Below are 25,064 nucleotides of genomic sequence, written 5' to 3'. Positions count from 1 at the left end.
ATGATTCGTTTTGAACAGGTCAGCAAAGCTTATTTAGGCGGACAGCAGGCGCTGCAGGGTGTGAATTTTCATCTGCAGCAGGCTAAAATGGCATTTTTGACCGGCCATTCCGGCGCGGGAAAAAGTACCCTGCTGAAGCTGATTTGTGGCATCGAGCGCCCGAGTGCAGGGCATATTTGGTTTTCGGGCCATGATGTTAGCCGCCTGACGCCTTCAGAAGTTCCTTTTCTGCGTCGCCAAATTGGCATGATCTTTCAAGACCATAATCTGCTGCCCGATCGGACTGCCTATGACAACGTCTCTTTACCCCTGATTATCAGTGGAGCCAGCCCGGAAGAGATCCGCCGCCGGGTTTCGGCTGCCTTAGATAAAGTCGGGCTGCTGGATAAGGCGAAATGTTTACCTATTCAGCTGTCGGGCGGTGAGCAGCAAAGAGTCGGGATCGCCAGAGCGGTAGTCAATAAACCGGCGGTACTGCTGGCCGATGAACCCACCGGCAACCTCGATAACGAACTGTCAGCTGGTATTTTACGGCTGTTTGAAGAGTTTAATCGGGCGGGCGTTACCGTATTAATGGCAACCCATAACACCGGGTTGATTGCCAGTCGATCTTATCCGGTATTTACGCTGTCTCATGGCCGTTTAAGCGGAGGGGATAGCTATGCGGATTAAAAACCCCAAAACCAACGCGCCAAGCGGTAAGCCAAAACCATCGAAAGCCGTACGCTCTACCGGAGGATGGCGTGAACAATGGCGCTATGCCTGGAATAATACCCTTCTCGATATGATGCGCCAGCCGCTGGCCACCTTTTTGACGGTGATGGTTATTGCTATTTCAATCACGTTGCCCAGCCTGTGTTATCTAGTATGGAAAAACGTGAACCATGCGGCCTCTGAATGGTATCCGACGCCGCAGGTGACGGTTTATATCGATAAAAAGGTCAGCGACGAAGGCGCTATTGCGCTCGTCGATCAACTTAAGATATTAGACGGCGTGGAGACGGTGAATTATATCTCCCGGGATAACGCCCTGAGCGAATTTCGTGAGTGGTCCGGATTTGGTAGTGCGCTGGATATGTTAAACGACAATCCGTTACCGGCATTGGCTATTGTCACGCCTAAGGCCGATTTTCTTGGCTCCGATAAGCTCATCGCGCTACGGGAAGCTATCCGTAATATTCAGGGTATCAGCGATGTAAAAACCGATGATAGCTGGTTTTCACGGCTTTCCGCCCTGACTAAACTGGTGGGCAATATTTCAGCCACCATTGCGGTGCTGATGGTGATTGCGGTCTTTCTGGTGATTGGCAATAGTGTCCGGCTGAATATTTTTAGCCGCCGGGAAACCATTAGCATCATGAAGCTGATCGGTGCGACCGATGGCTTTATTTTACGCCCTTTCCTGAACGGCGGGCTGTTGCTTGGAGTATTGGGTGCCGTATTGTCATTGATTATGTCGCAGGCTTTAGTCTGGCGGCTCGATGCCTCCGTCACTGAAACAGCCAAAGTATTTGGTACTCTGTTTTCCATCACCGGGTTAAGCTGGGACGAGAGCCTGCTGGTGCTGGTGATTTCAGCCATGATCGGCTGGATCGCAGCCTGGTTAGCCACGGTAAGACATTTACGCCAATTTACACCAAGGTAGTTTAATTTTGGTATACTGAAGGTCTTGAATATGTGGATTGCTGCGTTAAAATACTATCGCAGTGCGGTAATAAACTGGTGCAGCATCCGACGATAATTACTGTGAATAATTTGATTCAGATACGAACTTGTAGGTAGATTTAGGGTCTCATTGACGAATAAGTAATAGTAATCGCATTAATCCTTTATCTTTTGGTCAGCGAAAACGGTCTGGCTAAAACAGTTCTAAAACACATAACTTTATCTGTTTCATAATGAGAGGGTTTGAATGACTACAGAAATGCAAACTTTAGCTCTGGTTCCTCAAGGTAGCCTGGAGGCCTATATCAGGGCTGCCAATACCTATCCAATGTTAACGGCGGATGAAGAGAAAGACCTGGCTGAACGGCTGCATTATAACGGCGATTTGGCGGCAGCGAAGAAGCTGATCCTCTCCCATTTGCGCTTTGTTATTCACGTCGCTCGTAACTATTCTGGCTATGGTTTACCGCAGGCTGATTTAATTCAGGAAGGTAACATTGGTTTGATGAAGGCGGTGCGCCGCTTTAACCCCGAAGTTGGGGTTCGTCTGGTCTCCTTTGCGGTTCACTGGATTAAAGCCGAAATTCATGAATATGTGCTGCGTAACTGGCGTATTGTTAAAGTCGCAACCACTAAGGCTCAGCGCAAGCTGTTCTTCAATCTGCGTAAATCTAAACAGCGTTTAGGCTGGTTTAATCAAGATGAAGTTGAGTTAGTTGCCAAAGAGCTGGGCGTCTCAAGTAAAGACGTGCTTGAAATGGAGTCACGCATGGCGGCTCAGGATATGGCTTTTGATATCAGCGCTGATGACGATAGCGAAAGCAGCGTTGTTGCTCCGGCCCTGTTCCTTGAAGATAAATCATCTGACTTTGCCGAAAGCATTGAAGAAGAGAACTGGGACAACGATGCGGCAGACAAACTGACTAACGCGTTGAGCGAGCTGGATGAGCGTAGCCAGCATATTATCCGCGCCCGCTGGTTAAGCGATGATGATTCCAAGGCAACGTTGCAGGAACTGGCCGATAACTACGGCGTTTCTGCCGAACGAGTTCGCCAGCTCGAAAAAAATGCAATGAAGAAACTGCGCATGGCGATTGAAGCCTAGCATGCTTAAATAAACCGTTTAGTTAATTTTAAAACGCCTGATGTATTCCATCAGGCGTTTTGCATTATGAATATTGGCCTGTTTTCACCTTGGGAATGCGTTTATGCGCTGGTGGATGAATCAGGTGTGCCGGAAAAGAAATTATGGCTATAATAGTTGAGTGTTTTTATAGGTTATAGGGTCGTTATGGATCAGTTTGAAACAATTAGCGTCAGTGAGGCTTATGTTCGGTTACAACAGGGTGACGCAACGCTGGTTGATATCCGCGATGCAATGAGCTTTCAGTCGGGGCACGTGCCGGAAGCTATTCACCTGACGGATGCCAATCTGCATGGGTTTATGCAGGAGGCTGCGCTTGAGCATCCGATTTTTGTGATGTGCTATCACGGTATCAGTAGCCGGGGTGCCGCCCAATATTTAGTGCATCAGGGGTTTGAGCAGGTCTACAGCGTTGAAGGCGGTTTTGAGTCTTGGCTACGCCATTATCCTCAGGACGTTGCTAAATCTTAAATCAATCACCGTGGCCGTATGTTCTAACCGTGCGACAGGTAATGATCGCTTTACTATTTGGGGCGCAATGTACCAATCCTCTATTTTATCTGGCTTAGTGACCATAATTTTCCCAATCAATTTAACATCCTTCAGATACTCGATTTATGATTGTGGTAGATTATGGACGCGCGTTATTTTAGTTAACGATTAGCAGATTGTTGAATTTTCAATGTAGTGATACATTCGTGATGACGCCTTTTTATCTATATCATTTTGTTAATCTTTAAGTGAGTTTTGATGCTTCGATTAATTGCTTTCTCTAATCCCCGTATGGCCCAAGCCTTTGTGGATTATATGGCTACGTTACATATTGATATTGAAGTTCGGCATCAGAACAATCAGGTAGAGCTATGGCTGGCCGATGAATTATCGGAGCAAACGGTTCGTCGTGAACTACAGCAGTTCATTGATAATCCCAATGACCCCCGCTATTTGGCCGCTAGCTGGGAGGCCGGCAGCTCAAATGCCAATATTGCCTACCGGCGCGAGTATACCTTCGCCAGCCTGCGTTCTCAGGCTGGGCCACTAACGTTAATCATCATCGTTATATGCGTGGCTGTTTACGGATTAATGCAGCTATTTGGTGATGATACCCTATTTGACCTGCTTGCCTATCCTGCCAACAGCGGCCAATATATTCAGATATGGCGTTGGGTTAGCCATGCATTTTTACACTTTTCGCTAATGCACATTCTCTTCAATCTAGTGTGGTGGTGGTACCTTGGCGGCCCGCTGGAGAAACGATTAGGTACGGGTAAACTATTAGAGATTACGGTACTGTCAGCGATACTTTCAGGGTACGGACAGGCTGCGTTTAGCGGTAGCCTATTTGGTGGTCTTTCTGGCGTTGTATATGCGCTAATGGGATATTGCTGGCTATCGGGTGAACGTGCACCCGAGCGTGGTGTTTATATGCAACGTTCATTAATGATCTTTGCATTAGCGTGGCTAGCCGTAGGCTACTTTGATATGTTTGGTGTGTCGGTAGCGAATGCGGCTCATATTGCTGGGTTAGTTGTTGGTCTTGCCTTGGCATGGTGGGATACTCGGTCTTCAAAAAGGCTTAATAAACAATAATAAGGGGCGCGTCAGGATTTCGCGTTTTAGGGTCTCGAAGTGAAACAAACTCAACGACATGAGTCAATTATTGATTTAGTGCGCAAGCATGGTTATGTCAGTACTGAAGAGCTGGTCGAGCATTTTGGCGTGAGTCCACAGACTATTCGCCGTGATTTAAACGAACTGGCTGAGCAAAATAAGATCCAACGCCACCACGGCGGAGCCGCTTTGCCGTCTAGCTCCGCAGTTAACGCTGCTTACCACGATCGTAAAGTGATGTGGCATGATGAGAAAGCGCGCATTGCTGAGCGCGTTGCCAGCCATATTCCTGATGGAGCAACGTTATTCATCGATATTGGTACTACGCCGGAAGCCGTTGCCCATGCGCTACTGAACCACAAAAATTTACGCGTGGTGACTAACAATCTGAATGTGGCTACGTTGCTAACGGGCAAAGAGGACTTCCGGCTGATCCTTGCTGGCGGTGAAGTTCGCTCCCGCGATGGTGGAATTATTGGCGAAGCCACGCTGGATTTCATTTCTCAGTTCCGTCTTGATTATGGCATTCTCGGCATCAGCGGTATTGATATGGATGGCTGCCTGCTGGAGTTTGATTATCATGAAGTGCGGACTAAGCGTGCGATTATCGAAAACTCCCGCAGCGTGATGCTGGTTACCGACCACTCCAAGTTCGGCCGCAATGCCATGGTTAACTTAGGTAATATGGGATTAATCGATTACCTGTTTACCGATGCAGAACCACCGGCCAGCGTAATGAATATGATTAAACAGTATGATGTGAAGCTAGAGCTTTGCTGATTCTGCCCATATCGCTTTTGATTTCTTACTGATAAACGGACAGCGCGGGTAACTTTCCTCACTGTCCGGCCTTTATTTATATTTTTCCACTGTATATCTCCCTCTTATTGTCCCACACAGATCGTTTCCGCTAAATTAACCTTTATAACACTGTGGATTAAATGTTACCCGGATCACGCGAAAATGTTTTTATTTGGTTAATTGCTGGCTAAACTGACCTTTTTTGTCTACAATTATGCTCGAAATCGAACATTTTAAGTTCTTACGAGCATAATGAGGTGGCTAGAATGGAAACCAAAGACTTAATTGTTATCGGCGGTGGTATTAATGGGGCTGGTATAGCTGCAGATGCCGCTGGCCGTGGGCTTTCCGTTTTGATGCTGGAAGCACGCGATCTAGCCTGTGCCACTTCGTCCGCTAGCTCTAAGCTTATCCACGGGGGATTACGCTATTTAGAGCACTATGAATTTCGCTTAGTTAGCGAAGCGCTGGCTGAACGCGAAGTGTTGCTAAAGCTGGCTCCCCACATTGCCTTTCCGATGCGTTTTCGTTTACCTCATCAGCCTCATCTACGCCCGGCGTGGATGATTCGTGCCGGACTGTTCCTCTATGACCACTTAGGCAAACGCACCAGCCTGCCGGCCAGTAACGGCTTGAAGTTTGGCTCAGGGTCAGTGTTAAAACCTCAACTGACCCGTGGATTTGAATATTCCGATTGCTGGGTTGATGATGCGCGTTTGGTGGTACTGAACGCTCAGGAAGTAGTTAAACACGGCGGTGAAGTTCGTACCAGAACCAATGTGACCCGGGCGTGGCGTGAAGAGGGGATTTGGGTTGTTGAAGCCTATGATGAAATAGCTGGTAAAACGCAGACTTGGCGAGCGAAGGGCTTGGTTAACGCCACTGGCCCGTGGGTTAAACAATTCTTTGACCAAGGCCTGCAGCTTAAATCACCGCGCGGTATTCGCCTGATTAAAGGAAGCCATATTGTTGTACCTAAAGCACACAGCGAGTCACAGGCCTACATTTTACAAAATGAAGATAACCGTATTGTGTTCGTTATCCCATGGTTAGGCGACTTCTCGATTATCGGTACCACTGATGTGGAATATCATGGCGATCCTCTCGATGTGAAGATTGACGAGAATGAGATTAGCTATTTGCTGAAGGTATATAATGACCACTTCAAAAAGCAGTTGAGTAAAGATGACATCGTCTGGACCTACTCAGGCGTTCGTCCACTGTGCGATGATGAATCAGATGCCGCTCAGGCCGTAACCCGTGACTATACGCTGGAAGTCGCCGATGAAGCTGGCGAAGCGCCATTGTTATCAGTGTTTGGCGGTAAGCTGACCACTTATCGTAAGCTGGCCGAGCATGCGATTGAGAAACTGGCCCACTATTATCCGGGTATTGGCCCAGCTTGGACCAAGAACGGCATTCTTCCCGGCGGGGATATGGGAACCGATCGTAATAGCTACGTGGCACAGCTGCGTCGAAAATACGCTTGGTTACCCGATGGACTGGCGATCCGCTATGCGCATACTTATGGCTCCCACACCGAGATTTTACTGGAAAATAAAACCAGCCTGTCTGACTTAGGCGAGAATTTTGGCCATGACCTGTACGAAGCCGAACTGAAGTATCTGAGCGTTAACGAATGGGCCGTTGAGTTAGACGACGTTATCTGGCGCCGGACAAAGTTAGGCATGTGGCTAAATGAAGTTCAGAAACAGCGCATAGAGCAATGGCTTAAAGAGGCGGCCGGTAACAAAGCGGCGTTTGCTGAATAAAGATAGCGTTGATATAAAAAATGCCGGTCAGATTGCTTTGACCGGCATTTTTTATTAAACGTTATCTCACCGCGGAAGGTAATAATACCCGTCGGGCACCAATGTAGTGTTCTTGCCAGTAGTTATCATCTAACCGGCTGATTTGTATCTCTTCACCAGTGCGGGGGGCCTGAATGAACTCGCCGTCGCCCAGATAAACGCCAACGTGGCCGGCATGCGTACGGCTGCGGTTAGTGCGGAAGAAAACTAAGTCACCGCTATGTAACTCTTCCTTTTTCACTTTTAGCGCCTGTTCTTGTGACATGGAAAACATATTGTCGGCGGTGCGCGGTAACGTGGTTTTAAGCTGGTCATTGTAAGCGTATTTGACCAGCCCACTGCAATCAAATCCAGTGAGCGGTGATGAACCGCCGTAGCGATACGGTTTACCTAGCTGTTTCATTAACTTAGCAATAACCTGACGCTTTGCCGTCGTGATTTTAGTGCTTTGAACGACGGTCATCTTCGGGTGCATCCCGTCAGATATTTGCAGGCTTTGGCTATTATTTTGAGCGAACGGATTGCTACCCTCTGGTATTTCATACGCCTCTTCACCGGTATGAGACTGCCGAGCGCTGTGTGAATGCGCGTTGCTGGCCGACTTTTGTGACGTCCGTTTACGCTTAGTCGCGGTTTTGGCTACCGAATGAGTCACTACCGGCGGTTTTTTTGCCGTTTTATGAGAGTTAGTGGCGTGCGCATGAAAAGAAAAGAACAGCATCATAACGCACACCGTAGCTGGCCACGGGAAGTTGAAGGTGTTGAAAAAATTTCTCTGTAGGTAATTTATCATAATAATTTGATTTAATTATCTTTTATGTGTTTTAAATTAGAAGCAGAAATAAGTTTGAATCAGTCTATTCAACTCAGATGGTTTGAACACCAATAAATTGTAAATCAAGTCGTAAGAAGCATGACAAGATGTTCCAGCCTGAAACATCTTCAGCCAGCTTGGAACCGGCTAAAATTGCAGTTCTAACGCCTGAACGTGCAATGTCATGATTAAATAATAATTAGAATCAGTGAGATAATATAGTTTTGGTGCGGACGTTTTGGGCTGGATAGCTAAAGTAGTAACCAATACTGTGTGCTGTAATGGAAGATTAAGCCGCAGGACGGTTACTTATGTTAACGAGCGAATTCTTCAGCCACCGGAATGAAAAAGGGGACCATGCGGTCCCTTTTATTCAGCCGTACGCCGTTAAACGATTATTTGTAGTAAGAGTGTTCACCGCTCTGGTGTTCAGTCAGATCTCTAACGCCTTTTAGCTCAGGGAACTTCTGTAACAGCTCTTTCTCAATGCCTTCTTTCAGCGTGTAATCGACCATCGAGCAGCCATTACAACCACCGCCAAACTGTAAAATTGCATAACCTTCATCAGTGATTTCCATCAGAGAAACCCGGCCACCGTGACCAGCCAACTGAGGGTTAATTTGCGACTGCAGAACGTATTCGACACGCTCGATTAGCGGAGCATCATCATCAACTTTGCGCATTTTTGCATTGGGCGCTTTTAGCGTTAGCTGAGCGCCAAGCTGATCGGTAACAAAGTCAATTTCGGCATCTTCAAGATAAGGTGCGCTAATTTCATCAATAAAAGCCGAAAGTTGTTCAAATTTTAGTTCGGTATCGCTTGCTTCAACGGCATCGGGTGGGCAGTAAGATACCCCACACTCGGCTGTCGGCGTGCCTGGATTAATCACGAAAACACGAATCTGGGTGCCTTCTTCCTGATTAGCCAGTAGTTTTTTAAAGTGAGATTGGGCTGAATCGGTAATTTTAATCATGACATGCTCAGTAGTTGACCTTTCTTGTAGGGTATAATACGCCTATTGTTGGTCATTCTTCAAGGTGCGGCATAAACACCATATCTGAACCGAAGCAGCTCCATTTTTTAATAGCAGATTGCTTATTTCAGCCACGGTATTTCCCGTGGTGACGATATCGTCGAGTAATGCAATATGCAGCCCGTCGAGACGCTGATTGCAGCTAAACGCGTGCTGTAAATTGTATTGCCGATCGTAGGCACTCAGGCTTTGCTGAGGCGGCGTTGACCGGTGGCGAACGACTAGCGTAGGATTAAATGGACAACCAATCCACTTAGCCAGCCTGCGGCCGATAGGTTCAGTCTGGTTAAAGCCCCTGCGCCAGCGCCTTGTGTGGTGCAAGGGCACGGTAATGATTATATCCGGTTTAGACAGCAGCTGCGTTCTGCGGGCATTGAGCCAGGCGAGTAGTAGTAAGCGAGACAGCAAGGGGGCATATTTATCTTCACCGTAGAATTTAAGCCGGGTAATCAAATATTTTACCGGACCAAGGTAATCGCTAACGGCAATTAGCCGCTGCCACCGTGGCGGATGATGTTTGCATTGGTTGCAAAGTTCGCTATTTTCCGGAGCCGGAAGGCCGCATCGCGGGCAGCAGACCGGGAGCGGCGGCAAGTGTCGTAAACAAACGCTACAGATGCTTTGCTGTGGTATGGCAAGTGGCTGCAGGCAGAACCAGCATAGGCTATCAACGATCGGCATAGTTATCTGCTTTCCTATTCATTCAGAAGTATCATTCAGAAGTAGCATTCAGAGTTAGGACCATAGCCTATGGCCCACGTTACTGACGAACAATTGGCGAAGGGAGTGCCGATCTTGTGTTGTTGCTCAAAAGGGGAGTGAATTCTGGTATCGGGCATTACATTATTGAGAGACTTGCTCCGCATTTTCGCCTTCACCAGACGGATTAAGCCGACGTTTTTATCCGATAGGATTCGCTGAGGCATTTCTCGCCGTCGGGGCAGCTTTTACACTGCCCGGTCAGGCAAGCGTCATCAGGTTCGATTCGTTCAATCTTTCCCATCGACTCTAGCTGTTGCAACATAGCCTGAAGCATCTGGGGATGTACTTTAAGCTGCCGGCTGAGTTGCTGTAGTTCTGCGATGCCGTTTAGCGCTACGGCATCGCGAACGTCAATTAGGCTCACCATTTAATGACAGGGTCCTGTTTTACTATTTTTGCAGCAATCTTCAGGGTTAGAGGTTGGCATCCGGGTCATTACCCGATCGCGCATATGGTATAACCCATAGATTAATAACGCGTTAAATATTGCTACCGCCGCGATCGTTACGGTGCTTTGCTGCGCATGAGCACTAAAGTTGGCTAATTGATAGAATACCGTCGCCAGACTATAGGCAATATCTAACCCCCAGAAGATTGAGAACGTCATCCAGCCTTTGCTGCTTTCTCTGGCAATCGCACCCATCACTGATACGCAAGGAACGTAGAGTAGAACAAATATCAGGTAGCTGTAGGCCGCGGAACTACTGCCAAATTTGCTGCTCATGACGCCCATCGAGCTACTATTCATTTCGCCGTCGCCTTTGCTGGCTTCAATTGGGTTGCTCAGTGCGCTCAGGGTGAATGTCTCTTTCAGGCTGTTCCAGGTTTCAGCGACGGCGCCCTGTAATTCTGTTAACAGATTAAAATTTTGGTAGTCGAAAGGTTCATTGGTAATTTGCTCTGCGGTATACAAGGTATTTAAGGTACCGACCACCACTTCTTTTGCCATTGCTCCGGTAATTAATCCGACCGTAGCCTGCCAGTTATCCTGCGTTACTCCCATTGGATGAAGCAGCGGGGTTAATACCTTACTGGTTGAAGCTAGTGCCGATTGGTTGATACTGGTAACGGGTTTGCCGGAAAATGAAAAACTGTTTAGCCCGCCAATCACAACGCTGGCAATAATGATCACCGTACCGGCGCGAAGAACAAACCCTTTCAGCCGCTGCCAGGTTTGCAGTAATAGGCTCTTGGCATGAGGTATGTGATATACCGGTAGCTCCATGATGAACGGTGAAGCTTCACCGCGCATGATGGTGTATTTCAGCATCAGTCCGGTAAGAATAGCGACCACGATACCCAGTAAGTAAAGCGAGAATACTACCAGCGCACCGTCTTTGCCGAAGAAGGCCGCAGAGAATACCGCAAAGATGGCCAACCTAGCTCCGCAAGACATAAACGGAGCCATCATGATGGTCATTAAGCGTTCACGAGGGGCGTCCAGCGTGCGGGTGCCCATAATTGAAGGGACGTTACAGCCAAAGCCTACGATGAGCGGAACGAATGATTTGCCCGGCAGGCCTAAGGCATACATCAGCTTATCCATAACGAAAGCGGCTCTGGCCATGTATCCGGAGTCTTCCAGAAACGCTAAGAACAGGTACATCAGCCCGATTTGCGGAACCAGCGGCAAAACGGTATTAATACCGCCGCCAATGCCTTGAGCCAGAAATATGGTTAACCATTCCGGGAAGTTAAAATGCTGTCCGACCCATTGGATTCCCGAAATGAAAATGGCGGCTGAGCCTTGATCAAACAGCGGTTGTAGTGCGCCGCCAATGTTAATGGCCAACACAAACATGAGGTACATCACGAACAGGAAGATGGGTAAACCCAGCCAGCGGTTAATGACTACCTTATCGAGCGCTTCTGTCAGCCTACTCGGCTGTGCGTTGTTACGGTTATGCACGACATCACAGATACCGGCGATGGCTTGATAGCGAGTATCGGCAATGATTAGCCCCGGATCTTCGCTGTAGCGATCTTGTAGTATCTGACGGGCATCAGATAATAATGACTGCGCTTGCCCTGAGCGGGAGCGGCTATAAATATCGCCTTCCAGCATTTGCAACGCTAACCAGCGGCTTTGCTGAGCGGGTAAGTCGGATGGCATCCGGCTTGCCAGTCGGGCCGCCTGTTCTTCGACCAAGTCGGGATAGGTAGTTAACGACGGGTGTTTATTGGGTTGCCAATGGTCAATGGCTGACTTTAACGCAGGAAGACCCCGTCCACGAGTTGATACCATTGGAATCACCGGGCAGCCCAGTCTGGCCGATAAGGTATCAATATCGATTTCTATATTCTGATCGTCGGCGATATCCAACATGTTAAGCACAACAACGCATGGAATACCCAATTCAAGTATCTGAAGCGTTAGATATAGGCTACGTTCAAGGTTAGATGAGTCGACTACGTTTAGTAGTAAATCGGCTTCACCGCTCAAAATGTAGTGGCAGGCGATTTGCTCATCAATTGACGTGTGTTCCGATATGGTGGTTAGAGAATAGGTACCCGGCAGGTCAACCAAGGTAATTTGATTTTCATCCGTTTTGAAATGGCCTTCCTTGCGTTCGACGGTAACGCCAGCCCAGTTTCCTACGCGCTGGCGGGAGCCGGTCAACTGATTGAATAGCGTTGTTTTTCCTGAGTTCGGGTTACCGATTAGTCCGATCGTAAGTTGTTTCATTTATGAGCCAGATAGCAATGAATAAGGAACCGTTTTTGTGTTTATTAAGCCAGTAAATAGTTAGTCAATCAGGCTGAGCTTAATAAAATCCAAATCTTTTTTTCTGAGTACCAGACAGATGCGCGGGGTCTCTATTTGTATGGGATCCCCAAGCGGTGCAACGCGTATGACGCGAAATATTGAGCCGGGCAGCATACCCAATGAAAGCAGTTTTTGCCGGTATGCTGGATTAATCTCTGGCGTGAAACCAACAATTTTGTATGAGTGTAGGGGGAGTAATTGGATCATAGCGTTCTATTTTTTATTAACTCAGGTTAAGAAAGCATCAGGCCTTTTGGAAAAGGAAAAGCGTATTTTATTGTAAACGTTATTTATTCGCCGTTAAGCTGACCAAATTGACATCAATGCGGTTATTTATACCACTTATAGGCTTTCAATCTTAATGTTAGTGATAATGATTATCGTATACAACGCCGGGCCAAGAGTTAAGCGTAAATAATTATTACCGGTTCCGTTTTCTTAATTCGGGCTAAATAGGTTTCTTATTCCGCGTAACGACCAAGGTATTTAACTACAAAATGCGCTAAAATCATAATCAACTATTTGTAATTTAAATATTATTTTTATCAACACGGATCGATTGTATCGTTGTTCTGGCGGTCAGGAGGCGGGCTGTAGCAGTAATAGGCTTTCAGCCTATGGGTGAAGGTAATGATAAAAATGACATTATTTTATCAACAACTATTACATTTTTAACTCAGTGGGCTTTACTATCCTTTTCGTTGGTACTTTAAATAAAACAGCCACTTTTCTCGATTTGAATCAGATGAATAAATAATCAAAAGCTGCCGTATTATTCCGGCAGCTAGTGATTATTTCTCTGGCCGTTAGCGCTTCATTTTATTTAGCGCAGCGGCCAAGGCGTCACCCATAGCACTGTTATTCTTGTCTCGGACTGCCGCCGGTTTAGCGTTATGCTGAGCCGGTGACCGTTGAGGTTTATCCCGCTCTGGTGCGGTGGTTGGTTTACGATTACCGTCTTCCGGTTGCTCATCCAGACGCATGGTTAAGGCAATGCGTTTTCGGGCTAGATCAACGTCAAGCACTTTGACCTTCACGATATCCCCGGCTTTAACCACCGTGTGCGGATCTTCTATAAATTTATCAGCCAGCGATGAGATATGAACTAAGCCATCCTGATGAACCCCGATATCGACAAATGCGCCGAAGTTAGTCACGTTAGTCACTGAACCTTCCAGAATCATACCGACATTCAGGTCTTTCATGGTTTCAACGCCATCAGCGAAGCTCGCGGTTTTGAATTCAGGGCGCGGGTCGTGGCCCGGCTTTTCTAGCTCTTTAAGAATATCGCTGACCGTCGGAACGCCAAATCGGGCATCGATAAAATCGGTGGCTTTTAATCCGCGCAGTGCATCGGCGCTGCCCATCAGATCGCGCAGGGTTTTTTGCGTAGCGGCTAGAATGCGCTCTACGACCGGATAGGTTTCAGGGTGAACCGTTGAGGCATCCAGCGGGTTATCCCCCTGATTAATCCGCAAGAAACCGGCGCATTGCTCAAAGGCTTTTGGTCCGAGGCGGCTAACGTCCAGTAACTGGTTACGATTGTTAAACCGGCCGTTCGCGTCCCGCCAGTCGACAATATTCTGGGCCATGATACGGCTTAGGCCAGCGACTCGGGTCAGTAAGGGTACTGAAGCGGTATTGAGATCGACACCCACCGCATTTACGCAGTCTTCAACCACGGCATCCAGACGACGGGCCAACTGAGACTGACTGACATCGTGCTGATACTGGCCAACGCCGATAGATTTAGGCTCGATTTTTACTAATTCAGCCAGAGGATCTTGCAGGCGGCGGGCAATAGAAACGGCCCCACGAATGGAAACATCTAAGTCAGGAAACTCCAGTGCAGCCAGTTCCGATGCAGAATAAACTGAGGCTCCGGCTTCGCTGACAATGACCTTTTGCCCTTTAACTTCAGGGTACTGACGCTGTAGCTCGAGGTAGAAACGCTCGGTCTCCCGGGAAGCCGTTCCGTTACCAATAGCGACCAGCTCAACTTGATGTTTAATGCACAATGCCGCGACGACCGTTGCCGCTTTTGCCGCCTGACCGGTATGCGGATAGACAGTTTCAGTGGCGACCAGCTTGCCGGTTGCATCGACTACCGCGACTTTCACACCGGTACGCAGGCCCGGATCGAGGCCCATCGTTGCTCGCATACCTGCCGGCGCTGCCATTAGCAGGTCGTGCATGTTGCGGGCAAACACGTTAATGGCTTCATCTTCCGATTTTTCTCTCAGGCTACCCATAAGCTCGGTTTCCATATGGAGAAGGATCTTGATGCGCCACGTCCAGTTTACCACTGCCTTACGCCATGTATCAGCCGGTGCGTTGTTTAAACGTAGATTCAGATAGTCGGTAATAATCTGTTCACAATAGCTCTCGCGGGGCGGCTCTTCATGTTGAGGATCGGCATTCAACGATAGGCTGAGAATGCCTTCATTTCGTCCACGAAACATGGCTAGAGCCCGGTGAGACGGCGTAGTTGAAAGGAGTTCATGATGGTCAAAGTAGTCGCGGAACTTAGCGCCTTCTTCTTCTTTTCCCTCAATCACTTTGGCCGCCAGATGGGCATTCTTCCACAGATAATCACGAATTTTACCCAACAGTGCAGCATCTTCGGCGAAGCGTTCCATTAGAATGTAGCGAGCCCCGTCCAGCGCTGCTTTAGTATCAGCCACGCCCTTATCATTGTCGACGTAGGCGGCCGCGGTGGTTTCAGGATCTTGTTGAGGATCCTGCCATAGGCTGTCGGCTAAAGGCTCAAGGCCCGCTTCAATAGCAATTTGGCCACGAGTACGGCGTTTTGGTTTATAAGGCAGGTAGAGGTCTTCTAGCTCGGTCTTACTCATTGTGCCATTTAGCGCAGCGGCCAGTTCAGCAGAGAGCTTACCTTGTTCATCGATTGATTTAATAATGGTCCGGCGGCGATCCTCCAGTTCACGCAGGTAAACCAATCGGGTTTCAAGCTGCCTGAGCTGTGTGTCATCTAGGCCGCCCGTGACTTCTTTACGATAGCGGGCAATAAAGGGAACCGTGTTGCCTTCATCCAGCAGGTTGATGGTAGATAAGACTTGCTCAGGCCTTACCTGTAATTCATTTGCAATAATGCGGCTGAGTGGATTATTCATAAAAAATGCTATCTATCTAAGTGAAAAAATTAATGTCGTTATACGGATTGCTGCATAAAAATGCTAGCAGAACCAGAGGTAATCGGGTGTTAATACGTATAAAATGGGGTCAATTAGCGCTAATTGCGCTACAATTTGAAACAGTTTGAAGCGCTGAGAATCTAATGGCAAGAAGCAATTACATTACCCGCCAAGGCTGGCAGGCACTGGATGATGAGTTGAAATATTTGTGGCGGGAAGAACGCCCGATAGTCACTCAGGCGGTGTCTGAAGCAGCAGCAATGGGCGATCGCTCTGAGAATGCAGAATATATTTATGGCAAAAAGCGATTACGTGAAATCGATCGTCGGGTCAGGTTTTTAACCAAACGCCTTGAAGTGCTAAAAATTGTTGATCCTAATGTGCAACAAGAAGGTAAAATTTTTTTCGGGGCTTGGGTTAAAGTTGAAAATGAAGAAGGCGAAGAGAACGTTTTTCGCTTAGTCGGTCCAGATGAGTTTGAACCGGCGAAAAAGTGGATTTCTATTGATTCTCCAGTAGCACGTGCGCTCTTAGGTAAGAAAGTCGATGATGAAGTGAGCGTACAAACGCCAAATGGTATTGCGACATACTGGGTTTTAGACATTAGCTATCAGCCGGTTGACTAAGTTATGGACATAAATTTATAGTCAGCGTCGGGTTGCTAGCGAGTTTTCCTGATAAGAATAAGCGTATGTTTGACGGCTAAATTTTAGCTAATTTGTTGATAATCAATCTTTGTAACAATTTACTCTTGTCAGTTATGCAATTTACATTGTCTCAGCTAATTATTCATTTCGAATTTATTTGTTGTCAGGCAATAAAACCTTTGGAGCAAAATTATGCAAGAGAATCATAAAATTCTGGTCGTTGATGACGATATGCGTCTACGTGGCTTATTAGAACGTTATCTTACCGAACAGGGTTTTCAGGTTAGGGGGGTGGCTAATGCAGAGCAGATGGATCGCCTGTTAACCAGAGAGTCATTTCACCTGATGGTGCTTGATCTCATGCTTCCGGGTGAAGATGGCCTGTCCATTTGCCGCCGCTTGCGTAGCCAGAGTAACCCGATTCCTATCATCATGGTTACGGCCAAAGGTGAAGAAGTTGACCGTATTGTCGGCCTAGAAATTGGGGCTGATGACTACATTCCTAAGCCGTTTAATCCACGCGAACTTCTGGCTCGTATACGGGCGGTGTTAAGGCGTCAGACCAGTGAGCTACCCGGGGCGCCTTCTCAGGAAGAAGCCGTGATTCTATTCGGGAAATTCAAACTGAATCTGGGAACGCGTGAAATGTTCCGTGATGATGAGCCTATGCCTTTAACCAGCGGTGAATTCGCAGTATTAAAAGCTTTAGTGAGCCATCCGAGAGAGCCATTATCTCGCGATAAACTGATGAACTTAGCACGCGGCCGTGAATACAGCGCAATGGAGCGGTCGATTGACGTTCAAATTTCCCGCTTGCGTCGTATGGTTGAAGAAGATCCGGCTCATCCACGCTATATCCAGACTGTATGGGGCTTAGGCTACGTATTTGTGCCAGACGGTAGCGCTGCATGAGTTTTTGGCGATTTCCTCCCCGGAGTTCAGTCGCTCGTACATTATTATTGATAGTGTCGTTATTGTTTATCAGTCTGGTAACGACCTATTTTGTAGTCCTGCATTTTGCCATTCTTCCGAGTATTCAACAGTTCAACAAGGTATTAGCATACGAAGTCCGTATGCTAATGACCAATCGACTCAAGCTTGAAGATGGTTCCTATCTCATTATTCCTCCCCAGTTTCGGCAAGAAATGTACCGTGAGCTGGGAATTTCGCTTCATACCGATGCCTCTGCCGAAGAGAGCGGTTTACGCTGGGCCCAGAGCTATGACTTCTTAAGTAAGCAGATGGAACAGCAGCTCGGTGGGCCAACTGAGGTCCGGATTCAGGTTGGTAACCACTCCCCGGTAGTCTGGCTGAAAACCTCCCTTTCACCTGATGTTTGGGTCAGAGTACCGCTGACCGAAATACGGCAAGGCGAGTTTGCTCCACTATTTCGTTACACCATGGCGATAGTTTTGATGGTGATAGGGGGCGCTTGGCTGTTTATCCGCATTCAGAACCGACCATTGGCCGATCTTGAACATGCAGCTCAGCAGGTCGGCATGGGCATTGCTCCGCAGCCATTGCGTGAGTATGGAGCATCGGAAATCAGATCGGTTACCCGAGCGTTTAACCAAATGACATCCGGCGTGAAGCAGTTAGATGATGACCGAACGCTATTGATGGCCGGCGTTAGCCACGATCTCCGTACGCCTTTAACCCGGATTCGTTTAGCAACGGAAATGATGAGCGTGAAAGAAGAGTATCTGGCCGAGTCAATCAATAAAGATATTGAAGAGTGCAACGCCATTATTGAACAATTTATTGATTATCTACGTACCGGCAAAGAGCTTCACACTGAGCCTGGCGACATTAATAGCATTCTGGCTGAAGTGGTCTTAGCCAGCACCGGCTATGAGGAAGATATTGAAACCGACCTGTATAACGGTGAGCTGATGGCCAATATCCATCCGTTATCCATCAAGCGTGCGGTAGTCAATATACTGGTTAATGCTTCCCGCTATGGAAATGGCTGGATCCGCATTAGCAGCGGGCGGGAAGATCATCGAGTTTGGTTCCAGATTGAAGACAATGGCCCGGGGATCCCTGAGGATCAGCTAGAAATACTGTTTCAACCGTTTGTTCGTGGCGATAGTGCCCGAAGCATCAGTGGTACCGGGTTAGGTTTGGCTATCCTGAGGCGAATTGTTGATGGCCATAACGGTGAAATTCTGATGGGAACTAGCTCTCAAGGGGGGCTGAAGGTCACGGTATATCTGTCAGAATGGAAAGACTATGGACTGGTGTAATTAATGAATTGTACTGGCTTATACGTATAACGGTAGAAAGGCGCCCAACGGCGCCTTTGTCTTATTTAACCGGCAATGATTTGCCGGATTATCGAGGATTAAACTTTCTCTTCTTCTAAATGCGGGCCTGCAGTAATCAGCGCCTCACCGGCTGGTGTATCGGTGTATTTATCAAAGTTGGTGATAAACAGCGTGGCCAGCTCTTTGGCTTTCTTTTCCCACTCATCTTCGTTGGCGTAAGTATCCCGTGGGTCGAGAATGGCAGGATTAACGCCCGGAAGGGATGTTGGAACAGCTAGGTCAAAAATTGGCAAAGTAAACGAATCGGCTTTATCAATTTCACCGTTTAGGATGGCGTCAATAATGGCTCGGGTATCCTTGATGGAGATTCGCTTTCCTGTGCCATTCCAGCCGGTATTCACCAGATAGGCATGAGCGCCAGAGGCTTTCATTCGCTTAACGAGAACTTCCGCATATTGCGTCGGGTGCAAGGATAAGAAGGCTGCGCCAAAGCAGGCTGAGAAGGTAGGCGTAGGCTCAGTAATTCCGCGTTCAGTTCCCGCCAGCTTAGCCGTAAATCCAGACAGGAAATGATACTGAGTCTGGTCTGGAGTTAAACGGGAAACGGGAGGCAATACGCCAAATGCATCGGCAGTTAAGAAAATAACCTTTTTAGCGTGTCCGGCTTTAGATACCGGTTTGACGATATTATGAATATGATAAATCGGATAAGAAACCCGCGTATTTTCGGTTTTAGAACCGTCGTTAAAATCAACGCTACCGTCATCTAGTACGGTGACGTTTTCCAGCAGTGCATCTCGCTTAATCGCGTTGTAAATATCTGGCTCAGCTTCTTGAGAAAGCTTAATGGTTTTGGCGTAGCAGCCACCTTCAAAGTTAAATACCCCGTCGTCGTCCCAGCCGTGCTCATCGTCGCCGATAAGCTGGCGTTTAGGATCGGTCGACAGCGTGGTTTTTCCGGTGCCGGACAGGCCGAAGAAGATTGCGACGTCGCCCTTATCGCCCACGTTGGCAGAGCAATGCATCGAGGCAATACCTTTAAGCGGAAGCAGATAGTTCATGATAGAGAACATACCCTTTTTCATCTCTCCACCGTACCAGGTTCCGCCGATCAGCTGTATCCGCTCGGTCAGGTTGAAGGCCACAAAGTTTTCAGAGTTAAGGCCCTGCGCTTTCCAGTCAGGATTGGTGCATTTCGCCCCGTTCATCACGATAAAATCAGGCTTAAAGTTTTGTAATTGCTCATCAGTCGGGCGAATAAACATGTTCTTAACGAAGTGCGCTTGCCACGCCACTTCAGTGATAAAACGTACCTGAAGCTGGGTGTCCGTATTTGCTCCGCAGTAGGCATCAACCACAAACAGGCGCTTACCAGAAAGCTGATTTGCTACTAGCTTTTTCAGGTCGCCCCACACTGCCGACGTAATCGGTTTATTGTCGTTTTTGCCTTTTCCCTGATCTGCCCACCAGACGGTATTTCGGCTTGTATCATCGCGGACAATATATTTATCTTTAGGCGACCGGCCGGTAAAAATACCGGTATCCACGGCGATTGCACCTAACTTAGTCATTATGCCTTTTTCAAATCCCTGCAGATCTGAACGTGTTTCTTCTTTATATAGGTAATCATAGCTTGGGTTATAAACGATCTCAGTAACGCCTTGTATCCCATAGGTTGTCAGGTCTTTTGCTGTGATGCGATTTGTGCTCATAATTTTTCCTCAAAAAGATGAATGCTGAATATGATTGTAAAGTCTTTCCTGACGATGACTGAGACAACTATCAAGGTTCGGCATATTGTTCTAAATTTTGATAAGAGATGCGATCTAGGTCGCTGGATTATGAGACGTGAAACGATTAAGGCGAGGTATTTAGCCTCAAAATAGGACTAATGTGTCGAGAGTGAAGGCGTTTCACTCTCGACTTTATTATTTAGTGGCGGGTGTCATTTCCAATATCGCTACCGTTATTTACACGAATCGCTTCAATATCCATTTTTTCGAAAATATAGTGATTACCGCAATAGTCACAGTGCATATCAATATTACCTTCTTCAGTGAGAAGTGAGTCAATCTCTGATGGTGCAATGGCAATCAGGGCCTGAGCACAACGATCTCTGGAGCAGGTACAGTGAAAGCTGACGTTCTGGGATTCAAACAAGGTGACATCTTCTTCATGGTATAAACGGTGCAAAATCTCTTCAACGTTTAGGCTAAATAGCTCTTCTGCCTTGATAGTCTCAGTCAATACGGCAAGATGTTCAAATTCACTGATGTTACTTTTATGCGCAGGCAAAACCTGAAGTAACATACCCGCAGCAGCAGCCTTACCGTTATGCGCTCCGGTTTTAATAAACAGGCGGGTAGGAAGCTGCTCTGACTGACGGAAATAATCTTCAATGCATTCAGCGACCGTTTCACCCTCAAGGCCAACAACGCCCTGATAGCGTTCACCTTCTTTTGGCATGATAGTGATTACTAAGTAACCATGACCAATCATCTGCTTTAATGAATCGCTATCGCCGACTTCGCCCTGTAGCCGAGCAACACCGCGCATTTGCTGTAAGTTATCACCGTTAATCACTGCCAGTTTCACCGGCCCATCACCCTGAAGTTGAACGGTAATATCACCATCAAATTTTAACGTGGCGGTTAATAAGCTGGTAGCAACCAACATTTCACCTAACAGGCGCTGAACGGCAACCGGATAGTCATGGTTTTCAAGGACCTGACTATAAGTATTGCTGAGGGAGATAAGCTCACCCCGGACATCGTGTTTTTCAAATAGATAACGGTGTAGCGTGTCTGCAGTTGGCATTTGTCTTCTCTCATTAAGGTAAGCAACGATTAGGGGCTTGGCTGAAAATCTAGGCCCGTTACTCGTTTTCACCATATTTAAATTTGATTAAGCTGCGGCGCTCTTTCTTGTCTGGCCGGCGATCGGGATGAGGCATCGTTAAGGCATTCAATTTACGAGCCTGAGAAACACTCTCTCTTTTGGCAATGCTTTCATCTGTTTCAATATAGAGTTGCTGAGCCTCATTGGCCCCGCGTCGCTGAAGGCTGAGGGCGGTAACTTGTATCGTTTTCTCATCGTTGCCCTGGCGTAGTCGAATTTCAGCGCCAATTTCTACTAGTTTACTCGGTTTAGCCCGTTGGCCGTTGTAGTGGACTTTACCACTGTCCGCCATTTCTCTGGCGATGGCTCTGGTCTTATAGAAACGAGCCGCCCAAAGCCATTTATCGAGCCGTATTTCCTGCTCTTGCGCTGCGTTTGCTAACATAGATTCTCCCGACGTGTTCTGCGGTAGTTGATACAATCCGACAGCGTAAAACTGGGTGAAAAATTGAGATAACTAAACATATGGGCGAAATGCCAGAAATCAAGATGCATCTCTCGGGGTGAACCATGAGATGCACCGAGATAATTAGCTTTGCTGAACCTTGAGGCTCCGATCGTTAGCAAAACACAGGTCATAATAATTTTGAATTTTTAGTATTCGCTGTGAGTTCTTACTGACGCGGATGATTAGCATAATTGTATTATAGAGCAGGCTACCGATCATCATGATAAGCAGTAGGCTGGCCCCAAAGTAGCGCCAGAAAGAGATCAGGCTAGATTCGCTGTGTAATGAAATTTTGGTTGTTTCGTTATCTATTTTTTTGATTTCAATAACAATACCGCTGGTTGAAAATGGCGTATTCAGCAATGAACTAGATAGTTGCTTAAGTTCAAACCATTGTTTTATCGCGATGTTGTCATATAACGTATCAAGCGAAATATCAGGATGAGTTAAATCTTTCGCCGCATCACTACTCACCATTTGCTTCTCATCGTCATCGTTTCTGATATAAAAACCGCCCTGAGGCTTGATATATAGTGCCTGAGCCGCGAGGTGGGTTTGACTATAAAAGAAAGACGAAACAATAGAATTAACCTGTGAACGAAGGGCATCTGCTGTCATCGGTCGCAAGAACACGTCAGTATTTTTTAGGGTATGATTCTGCGACTTTTCGACTAAACCTTCCCACTCTTTTTCGTTACTAAGCACTAATAAGGAATTCTTTAGTCTGCGGCAATCGCCGGAATCCCGGCACAGGTTTTCGGTCTTCAATATAATGTCAGAAAAGTTTGGAACTACCGTCATTCCTGCGCGTTGTGCTGCTTTCGCTAATTCAGGATTCCTGTGGAGCACTTCATTATTCAGCGGATTAAGCTGGTAGTTCACGCTATCCAGTAACGCCATCGCATTATCAATGATTTCGGAAGAGGGGAGCGACGGTAAGTTTTCAGCTCCCCAGTACATTTCTGTACAGTCAAAAGGCATGAATGGATAGATAATATCACTGCGATATATTGCGGGAATACTGCACATCCCGGTGCCGCTGATAGTCAAATTATCGCCAATTTTTACTTTAGCCTCGGTTAATTGTTCCGGGGTAGCCACGGTAATATTTTTTGTACCCTGAAGCCATGCCGCACTTAGCTCAAGAGGCAGCTTTAACGAAATAAATGACGTTAGCAAGATAATGATAAACAGAGACGCGATAGTCAGAATTAAGTTTTTCCCCCAGTGGTGCAGCGGGAAATTAACTGATTCATCATGCAGAGATAAGAATTCGCCTTGCTTAACGACGTAGCGATTGGGGTAAATATCAATGTTGGTTGGGTGCTCGATATCACAACCAACATACGGCTTCCAGTGAGGGGGATAAATCAAATCAATCGTACCAACTGAAATACTGGTCAGTTGATCGGTATCAGATTCACCGAATAGGCCCCAACGTTTAGGCACGCCCCGCAAACAGTGAATCGTAAACTGGGTACGTTTGGTTGAGTCGCGCAGTAATCTCCATATGCCAATGGCCAGTAATATCAAGGCTAAAATAATTAACCACGGTAGTAGCATCGTCGGGCTAAGCAGACTAAAGAAAATAATGGTATAGGCGATGGAAAGAATAACTGATTCATACAGCCGCCTTTTATGTTTTAAGTTAAATTCCTCAACGGTTTCTTGCCGTAGCCGGATTAATTCAACGTTTTCATCTTGTTCTTCAATTTTACGTTCAGCCTGTTCGGAATAGTGCGTCGGTGATGGTCCCTGCTGGCGTTTACTTAATACGTAGTCAATCAGCTTTTGGTCATTTAGCTCAAGGACTAGAGGGATGGTTTGAGTTTTAACTACGCTTACCTGATTGACGTCCTGAAGATATTCCGCCCAGCTCGGCTCGAGGGCAATTTCAATGCCATCCATGTAATAGCGCTTTCCCGGACTCTTTTCATCAGAACCGTTGATGATCGTAATCGCAGAATTGAAATAATAAAGATTATCGCTATATGGCATAAGGGATAATTTAATCGGTGTTGCTGACTTGCTACCGTCTTGATTATCGGCTTCTAGAAATTCGAGATATTCATCAATAGCCAGCTTTTCTACTGAAGATAGTTTACGGCTCTTGTTGTGTACAAATGGCAAATGGTGGTAGTCATTCTTACTATTTTTGGCTTTATTGCGTAACTTCCATTGGTAAATGGCCATGCTAAAGAGCACAACAAAGGTAATAAGCAATAATAGGGTGAATGCGTTTACATCATCACTTACTAGCATGGAAAACTCTCACAGATAATCCTGTTAACTTTTTTAGTTGATTGTTATTTAACGTAATTAAGACTGTTCTCGGCATCACTTATGGTATGGGCACGCGTCATTATTTTCGCAATGTCTCTTCTTATTTGTAGTGTGCGGCCGACCAATTTACCAGAAATAGACGGTTAACTATTGCCTATATTAAAATGTGATAGGCTAGAATACAAAATCAGGCGTGCCGTCGGGCATTTTTCAATGTTATCTTGGTGGCTAGGTTATAACCATTATCGGCCGTATTATAAACAAAATCAGATATTTTTCATTATGGGAATTTTTTCGCCCGGGGCATCGCCAATGAGTAAAACACATCAGAAACCCAAAATACTTAACGTTGAGACCGTAGCCCGTTCCCGTATGTTTCGGATTCAGTCGGTCAATTTAATCTTTAGCAACGGGGAAAATCGGGTTTATGAGCGGCTATTACCCGAAGGGCGTCAGGCGGTAATGATTGTGCCAGTTATGAATGACAATATTCTGTTAATTCGTGAGTATGCTGTAGCAATAGAAGACTACGAGCTTGGCTTTCCTAAAGGGTTGGTTGAGCCTGATGAAGATATCTTGGTCGCAGCAAATCGGGAAATGATGGAAGAGATAGGGTATGGCGCAAGGAAGCTGACGGTTTTGTCTAAACTTACTCTTGCTCCGTCTTATTTTGCCAGCTCAATGACGATTGTACTGGCGGAAGATTTATATGAACACCGGCTTGAAGGCGATGAACCCGAACCTTTAACGCTGGTTCCATGGCCGAGAAGTCATATGATGAAACTACTTGAGCAACATGATTTTAATGAAGCCCGTAACGTTAGTGCGTTATTTCTGGCCCGGGAATATTTAAATCAGCGGTAGTGGGTGGTTATCTTATTGCGCGGGTTAATATCTAATTTATTGAGTCTGCCGACAGCGTAGTTCAATAACTTGCCAACAGTTAGAAAAAAGCCG

General features: G+C 46.7%; 22 protein-coding genes and 1 pseudogene. 12 read left to right on the top strand and 11 right to left on the bottom strand.

Features of this window, described 5'->3' with window-relative positions; all coding sequences use genetic code 11:
- The 7 genes from ftsE to glpD all read left to right on the top strand — a co-directional run bounded on the left by ftsE (position 1) and on the right by glpD (position 6,993).
- On the top strand, positions 1-672 hold the full coding sequence (gene ftsE, locus GVI43_RS11630) for a cell division ATP-binding protein FtsE (RefSeq protein ID WP_159567029.1): 672 nt from the start codon (positions 1-3) through the stop codon (positions 670-672).
- Positions 662-1,645 carry a permease-like cell division protein FtsX gene (gene ftsX / locus GVI43_RS11625; protein ID WP_159567028.1) on the top strand — a complete coding sequence of 328 codons (984 nt, stop codon included), beginning with the start codon at positions 662-664 and terminating at the stop codon, positions 1,643-1,645. The genes ftsE and ftsX overlap by 11 nt, the downstream gene beginning before the upstream one ends.
- A 267-nt stretch (positions 1,646-1,912) precedes the next feature.
- Positions 1,913-2,770, top strand: a complete 858-nt coding sequence (gene rpoH / locus GVI43_RS11620; RefSeq protein WP_159567027.1) for an RNA polymerase sigma factor RpoH — start codon at positions 1,913-1,915, stop codon at positions 2,768-2,770.
- A gap of 186 nt (positions 2,771-2,956) precedes the next feature.
- On the top strand, positions 2,957-3,280 hold the full coding sequence (gene glpE, locus GVI43_RS11615) for a thiosulfate sulfurtransferase GlpE (protein WP_159567026.1): 324 nt from the start codon (positions 2,957-2,959) through the stop codon (positions 3,278-3,280).
- 279 nt (positions 3,281-3,559) lie between these two features.
- Positions 3,560-4,399 carry a rhomboid family intramembrane serine protease GlpG gene (gene glpG / locus GVI43_RS11610; protein WP_159567025.1) on the top strand — a complete coding sequence of 280 codons (840 nt, stop codon included), beginning with the start codon at positions 3,560-3,562 and terminating at the stop codon, positions 4,397-4,399.
- A 39-nt stretch (positions 4,400-4,438) separates the two neighbouring features.
- Positions 4,439-5,200, top strand: a complete 762-nt coding sequence (locus GVI43_RS11605) for a DeoR/GlpR family transcriptional regulator (RefSeq protein WP_159567024.1) — start codon at positions 4,439-4,441, stop codon at positions 5,198-5,200.
- A 287-nt stretch (positions 5,201-5,487) separates the two neighbouring features.
- The gene (gene glpD, locus GVI43_RS11600; RefSeq protein WP_159567023.1) at positions 5,488-6,993 is read left to right on the top strand and encodes a glycerol-3-phosphate dehydrogenase; all 1,506 of its coding nucleotides are present in this window, start codon (positions 5,488-5,490) and stop codon (positions 6,991-6,993) included.
- Positions 6,994-7,054: 61 nt separating this feature from the next.
- On the opposite strand, the gene GVI43_RS11595 is transcribed toward glpD, so the two are convergent.
- The 3 genes from GVI43_RS11595 to GVI43_RS11585 all read right to left on the bottom strand — a co-directional run bounded on the left by GVI43_RS11595 (position 7,055) and on the right by GVI43_RS11585 (position 9,561).
- Positions 7,055-7,756, bottom strand: coding sequence for a C40 family peptidase (locus GVI43_RS11595; protein WP_246201843.1), 702 nt, complete (start codon positions 7,754-7,756; stop codon positions 7,055-7,057).
- Between the two features lie 485 nt (positions 7,757-8,241).
- The gene (gene nfuA, locus GVI43_RS11590; RefSeq protein ID WP_159567021.1) at positions 8,242-8,820 is read right to left on the bottom strand and encodes a Fe-S biogenesis protein NfuA; all 579 of its coding nucleotides are present in this window, start codon (positions 8,818-8,820) and stop codon (positions 8,242-8,244) included.
- 42 nt (positions 8,821-8,862) lie between these two features.
- Positions 8,863-9,561, bottom strand: a complete 699-nt coding sequence (locus tag GVI43_RS11585; RefSeq protein ID WP_159567020.1) for a phosphoribosyltransferase family protein — start codon at positions 9,559-9,561, stop codon at positions 8,863-8,865.
- Between the two features lie 92 nt (positions 9,562-9,653).
- Between GVI43_RS11585 and GVI43_RS15905 the strand changes: the two are divergent.
- A pseudogene (locus tag GVI43_RS15905) lies at positions 9,654-9,767 on the top strand (pimeloyl-ACP methyl ester esterase BioH); the annotation flags it as partial.
- Here GVI43_RS15905 and GVI43_RS11580 read toward each other — a convergent pair.
- From GVI43_RS11580 to GVI43_RS11565, 4 genes are all read right to left on the bottom strand, one after another.
- Entirely contained in the window at positions 9,767-10,009 is a 243-nt protein-coding gene (locus GVI43_RS11580; protein WP_159567019.1) for a FeoC-like transcriptional regulator, read from the bottom strand. The pseudogene GVI43_RS15905 and the gene GVI43_RS11580 overlap by 1 nt on opposite strands.
- Positions 10,010-12,328, bottom strand: coding sequence for a Fe(2+) transporter permease subunit FeoB (gene feoB, locus GVI43_RS11575; protein ID WP_159567018.1), 2,319 nt, complete (start codon positions 12,326-12,328; stop codon positions 10,010-10,012). It lies immediately after the preceding gene.
- A 60-nt stretch (positions 12,329-12,388) separates the two neighbouring features.
- Positions 12,389-12,616 (bottom strand): ferrous iron transporter A, encoded by a 228-nt coding sequence (feoA, locus tag GVI43_RS11570; RefSeq protein WP_425482148.1) that lies wholly within the window; start codon positions 12,614-12,616, stop codon positions 12,389-12,391.
- 599 nt (positions 12,617-13,215) lie between these two features.
- Complete coding sequence (locus GVI43_RS11565) at positions 13,216-15,543, bottom strand: Tex family protein (RefSeq protein ID WP_159567017.1); 2,328 nt, start codon at positions 15,541-15,543, stop codon at positions 13,216-13,218.
- Between the two features lie 164 nt (positions 15,544-15,707).
- Between GVI43_RS11565 and greB the strand changes: the two genes are divergently transcribed.
- The 3 genes from greB (at position 15,708) to envZ (ending at position 18,457) form a co-directional block, all read left to right on the top strand.
- Complete coding sequence (gene greB / locus GVI43_RS11560) at positions 15,708-16,190, top strand: transcription elongation factor GreB (protein WP_159567016.1); 483 nt, start codon at positions 15,708-15,710, stop codon at positions 16,188-16,190.
- A gap of 213 nt (positions 16,191-16,403) precedes the next feature.
- Positions 16,404-17,123 carry an osmolarity response regulator transcription factor OmpR gene (ompR, locus tag GVI43_RS11555; RefSeq protein WP_159567015.1) on the top strand — a complete coding sequence of 240 codons (720 nt, stop codon included), beginning with the start codon at positions 16,404-16,406 and terminating at the stop codon, positions 17,121-17,123.
- Positions 17,120-18,457: a two-component system sensor histidine kinase EnvZ gene (gene envZ, locus GVI43_RS11550; RefSeq protein WP_159567014.1), complete on the top strand. Its 1,338-nt coding sequence runs from the start codon at positions 17,120-17,122 to the stop codon at positions 18,455-18,457. The genes ompR and envZ overlap by 4 nt, the downstream gene beginning before the upstream one ends.
- 98 nt (positions 18,458-18,555) lie before the next feature.
- On the opposite strand, the gene pckA is transcribed toward envZ, so the two are convergent.
- The 4 genes from pckA to GVI43_RS11530 form a co-directional block, all read right to left on the bottom strand.
- Complete coding sequence (gene pckA / locus GVI43_RS11545; protein WP_159567013.1) at positions 18,556-20,190, bottom strand: phosphoenolpyruvate carboxykinase (ATP); 1,635 nt, start codon at positions 20,188-20,190, stop codon at positions 18,556-18,558.
- A 220-nt stretch (positions 20,191-20,410) separates the two neighbouring features.
- Complete coding sequence (gene hslO, locus GVI43_RS11540; RefSeq protein ID WP_159567012.1) at positions 20,411-21,295, bottom strand: Hsp33 family molecular chaperone HslO; 885 nt, start codon at positions 21,293-21,295, stop codon at positions 20,411-20,413.
- Positions 21,296-21,353: 58 nt separating this feature from the next.
- Positions 21,354-21,761, bottom strand: coding sequence for a ribosome-associated heat shock protein Hsp15 (gene hslR, locus GVI43_RS11535; protein ID WP_159567011.1), 408 nt, complete (start codon positions 21,759-21,761; stop codon positions 21,354-21,356).
- Positions 21,762-21,905: 144 nt separating this feature from the next.
- Positions 21,906-24,086: an IgaA/UmoB family intracellular growth attenuator gene (locus GVI43_RS11530; RefSeq protein WP_159567010.1), complete on the bottom strand. Its 2,181-nt coding sequence runs from the start codon at positions 24,084-24,086 to the stop codon at positions 21,906-21,908.
- A 333-nt stretch (positions 24,087-24,419) separates the two neighbouring features.
- Between GVI43_RS11530 and nudE the strand changes: the two genes are divergently transcribed.
- Complete coding sequence (nudE, locus tag GVI43_RS11525; RefSeq protein ID WP_159567009.1) at positions 24,420-24,971, top strand: ADP compounds hydrolase NudE; 552 nt, start codon at positions 24,420-24,422, stop codon at positions 24,969-24,971.
- Positions 24,972-25,064 lie beyond the last annotated feature (93 nt).

The organism is Budvicia diplopodorum, from assembly GCF_009800925.1.
GTDB classification, from domain to species: Bacteria; Pseudomonadota; Gammaproteobacteria; order Enterobacterales; family Enterobacteriaceae; genus Budvicia; species Budvicia diplopodorum.
The sequence above is the reverse complement of the archived record's forward strand: the minus strand, read 5'-3'. Positions and strand labels throughout refer to the sequence as shown.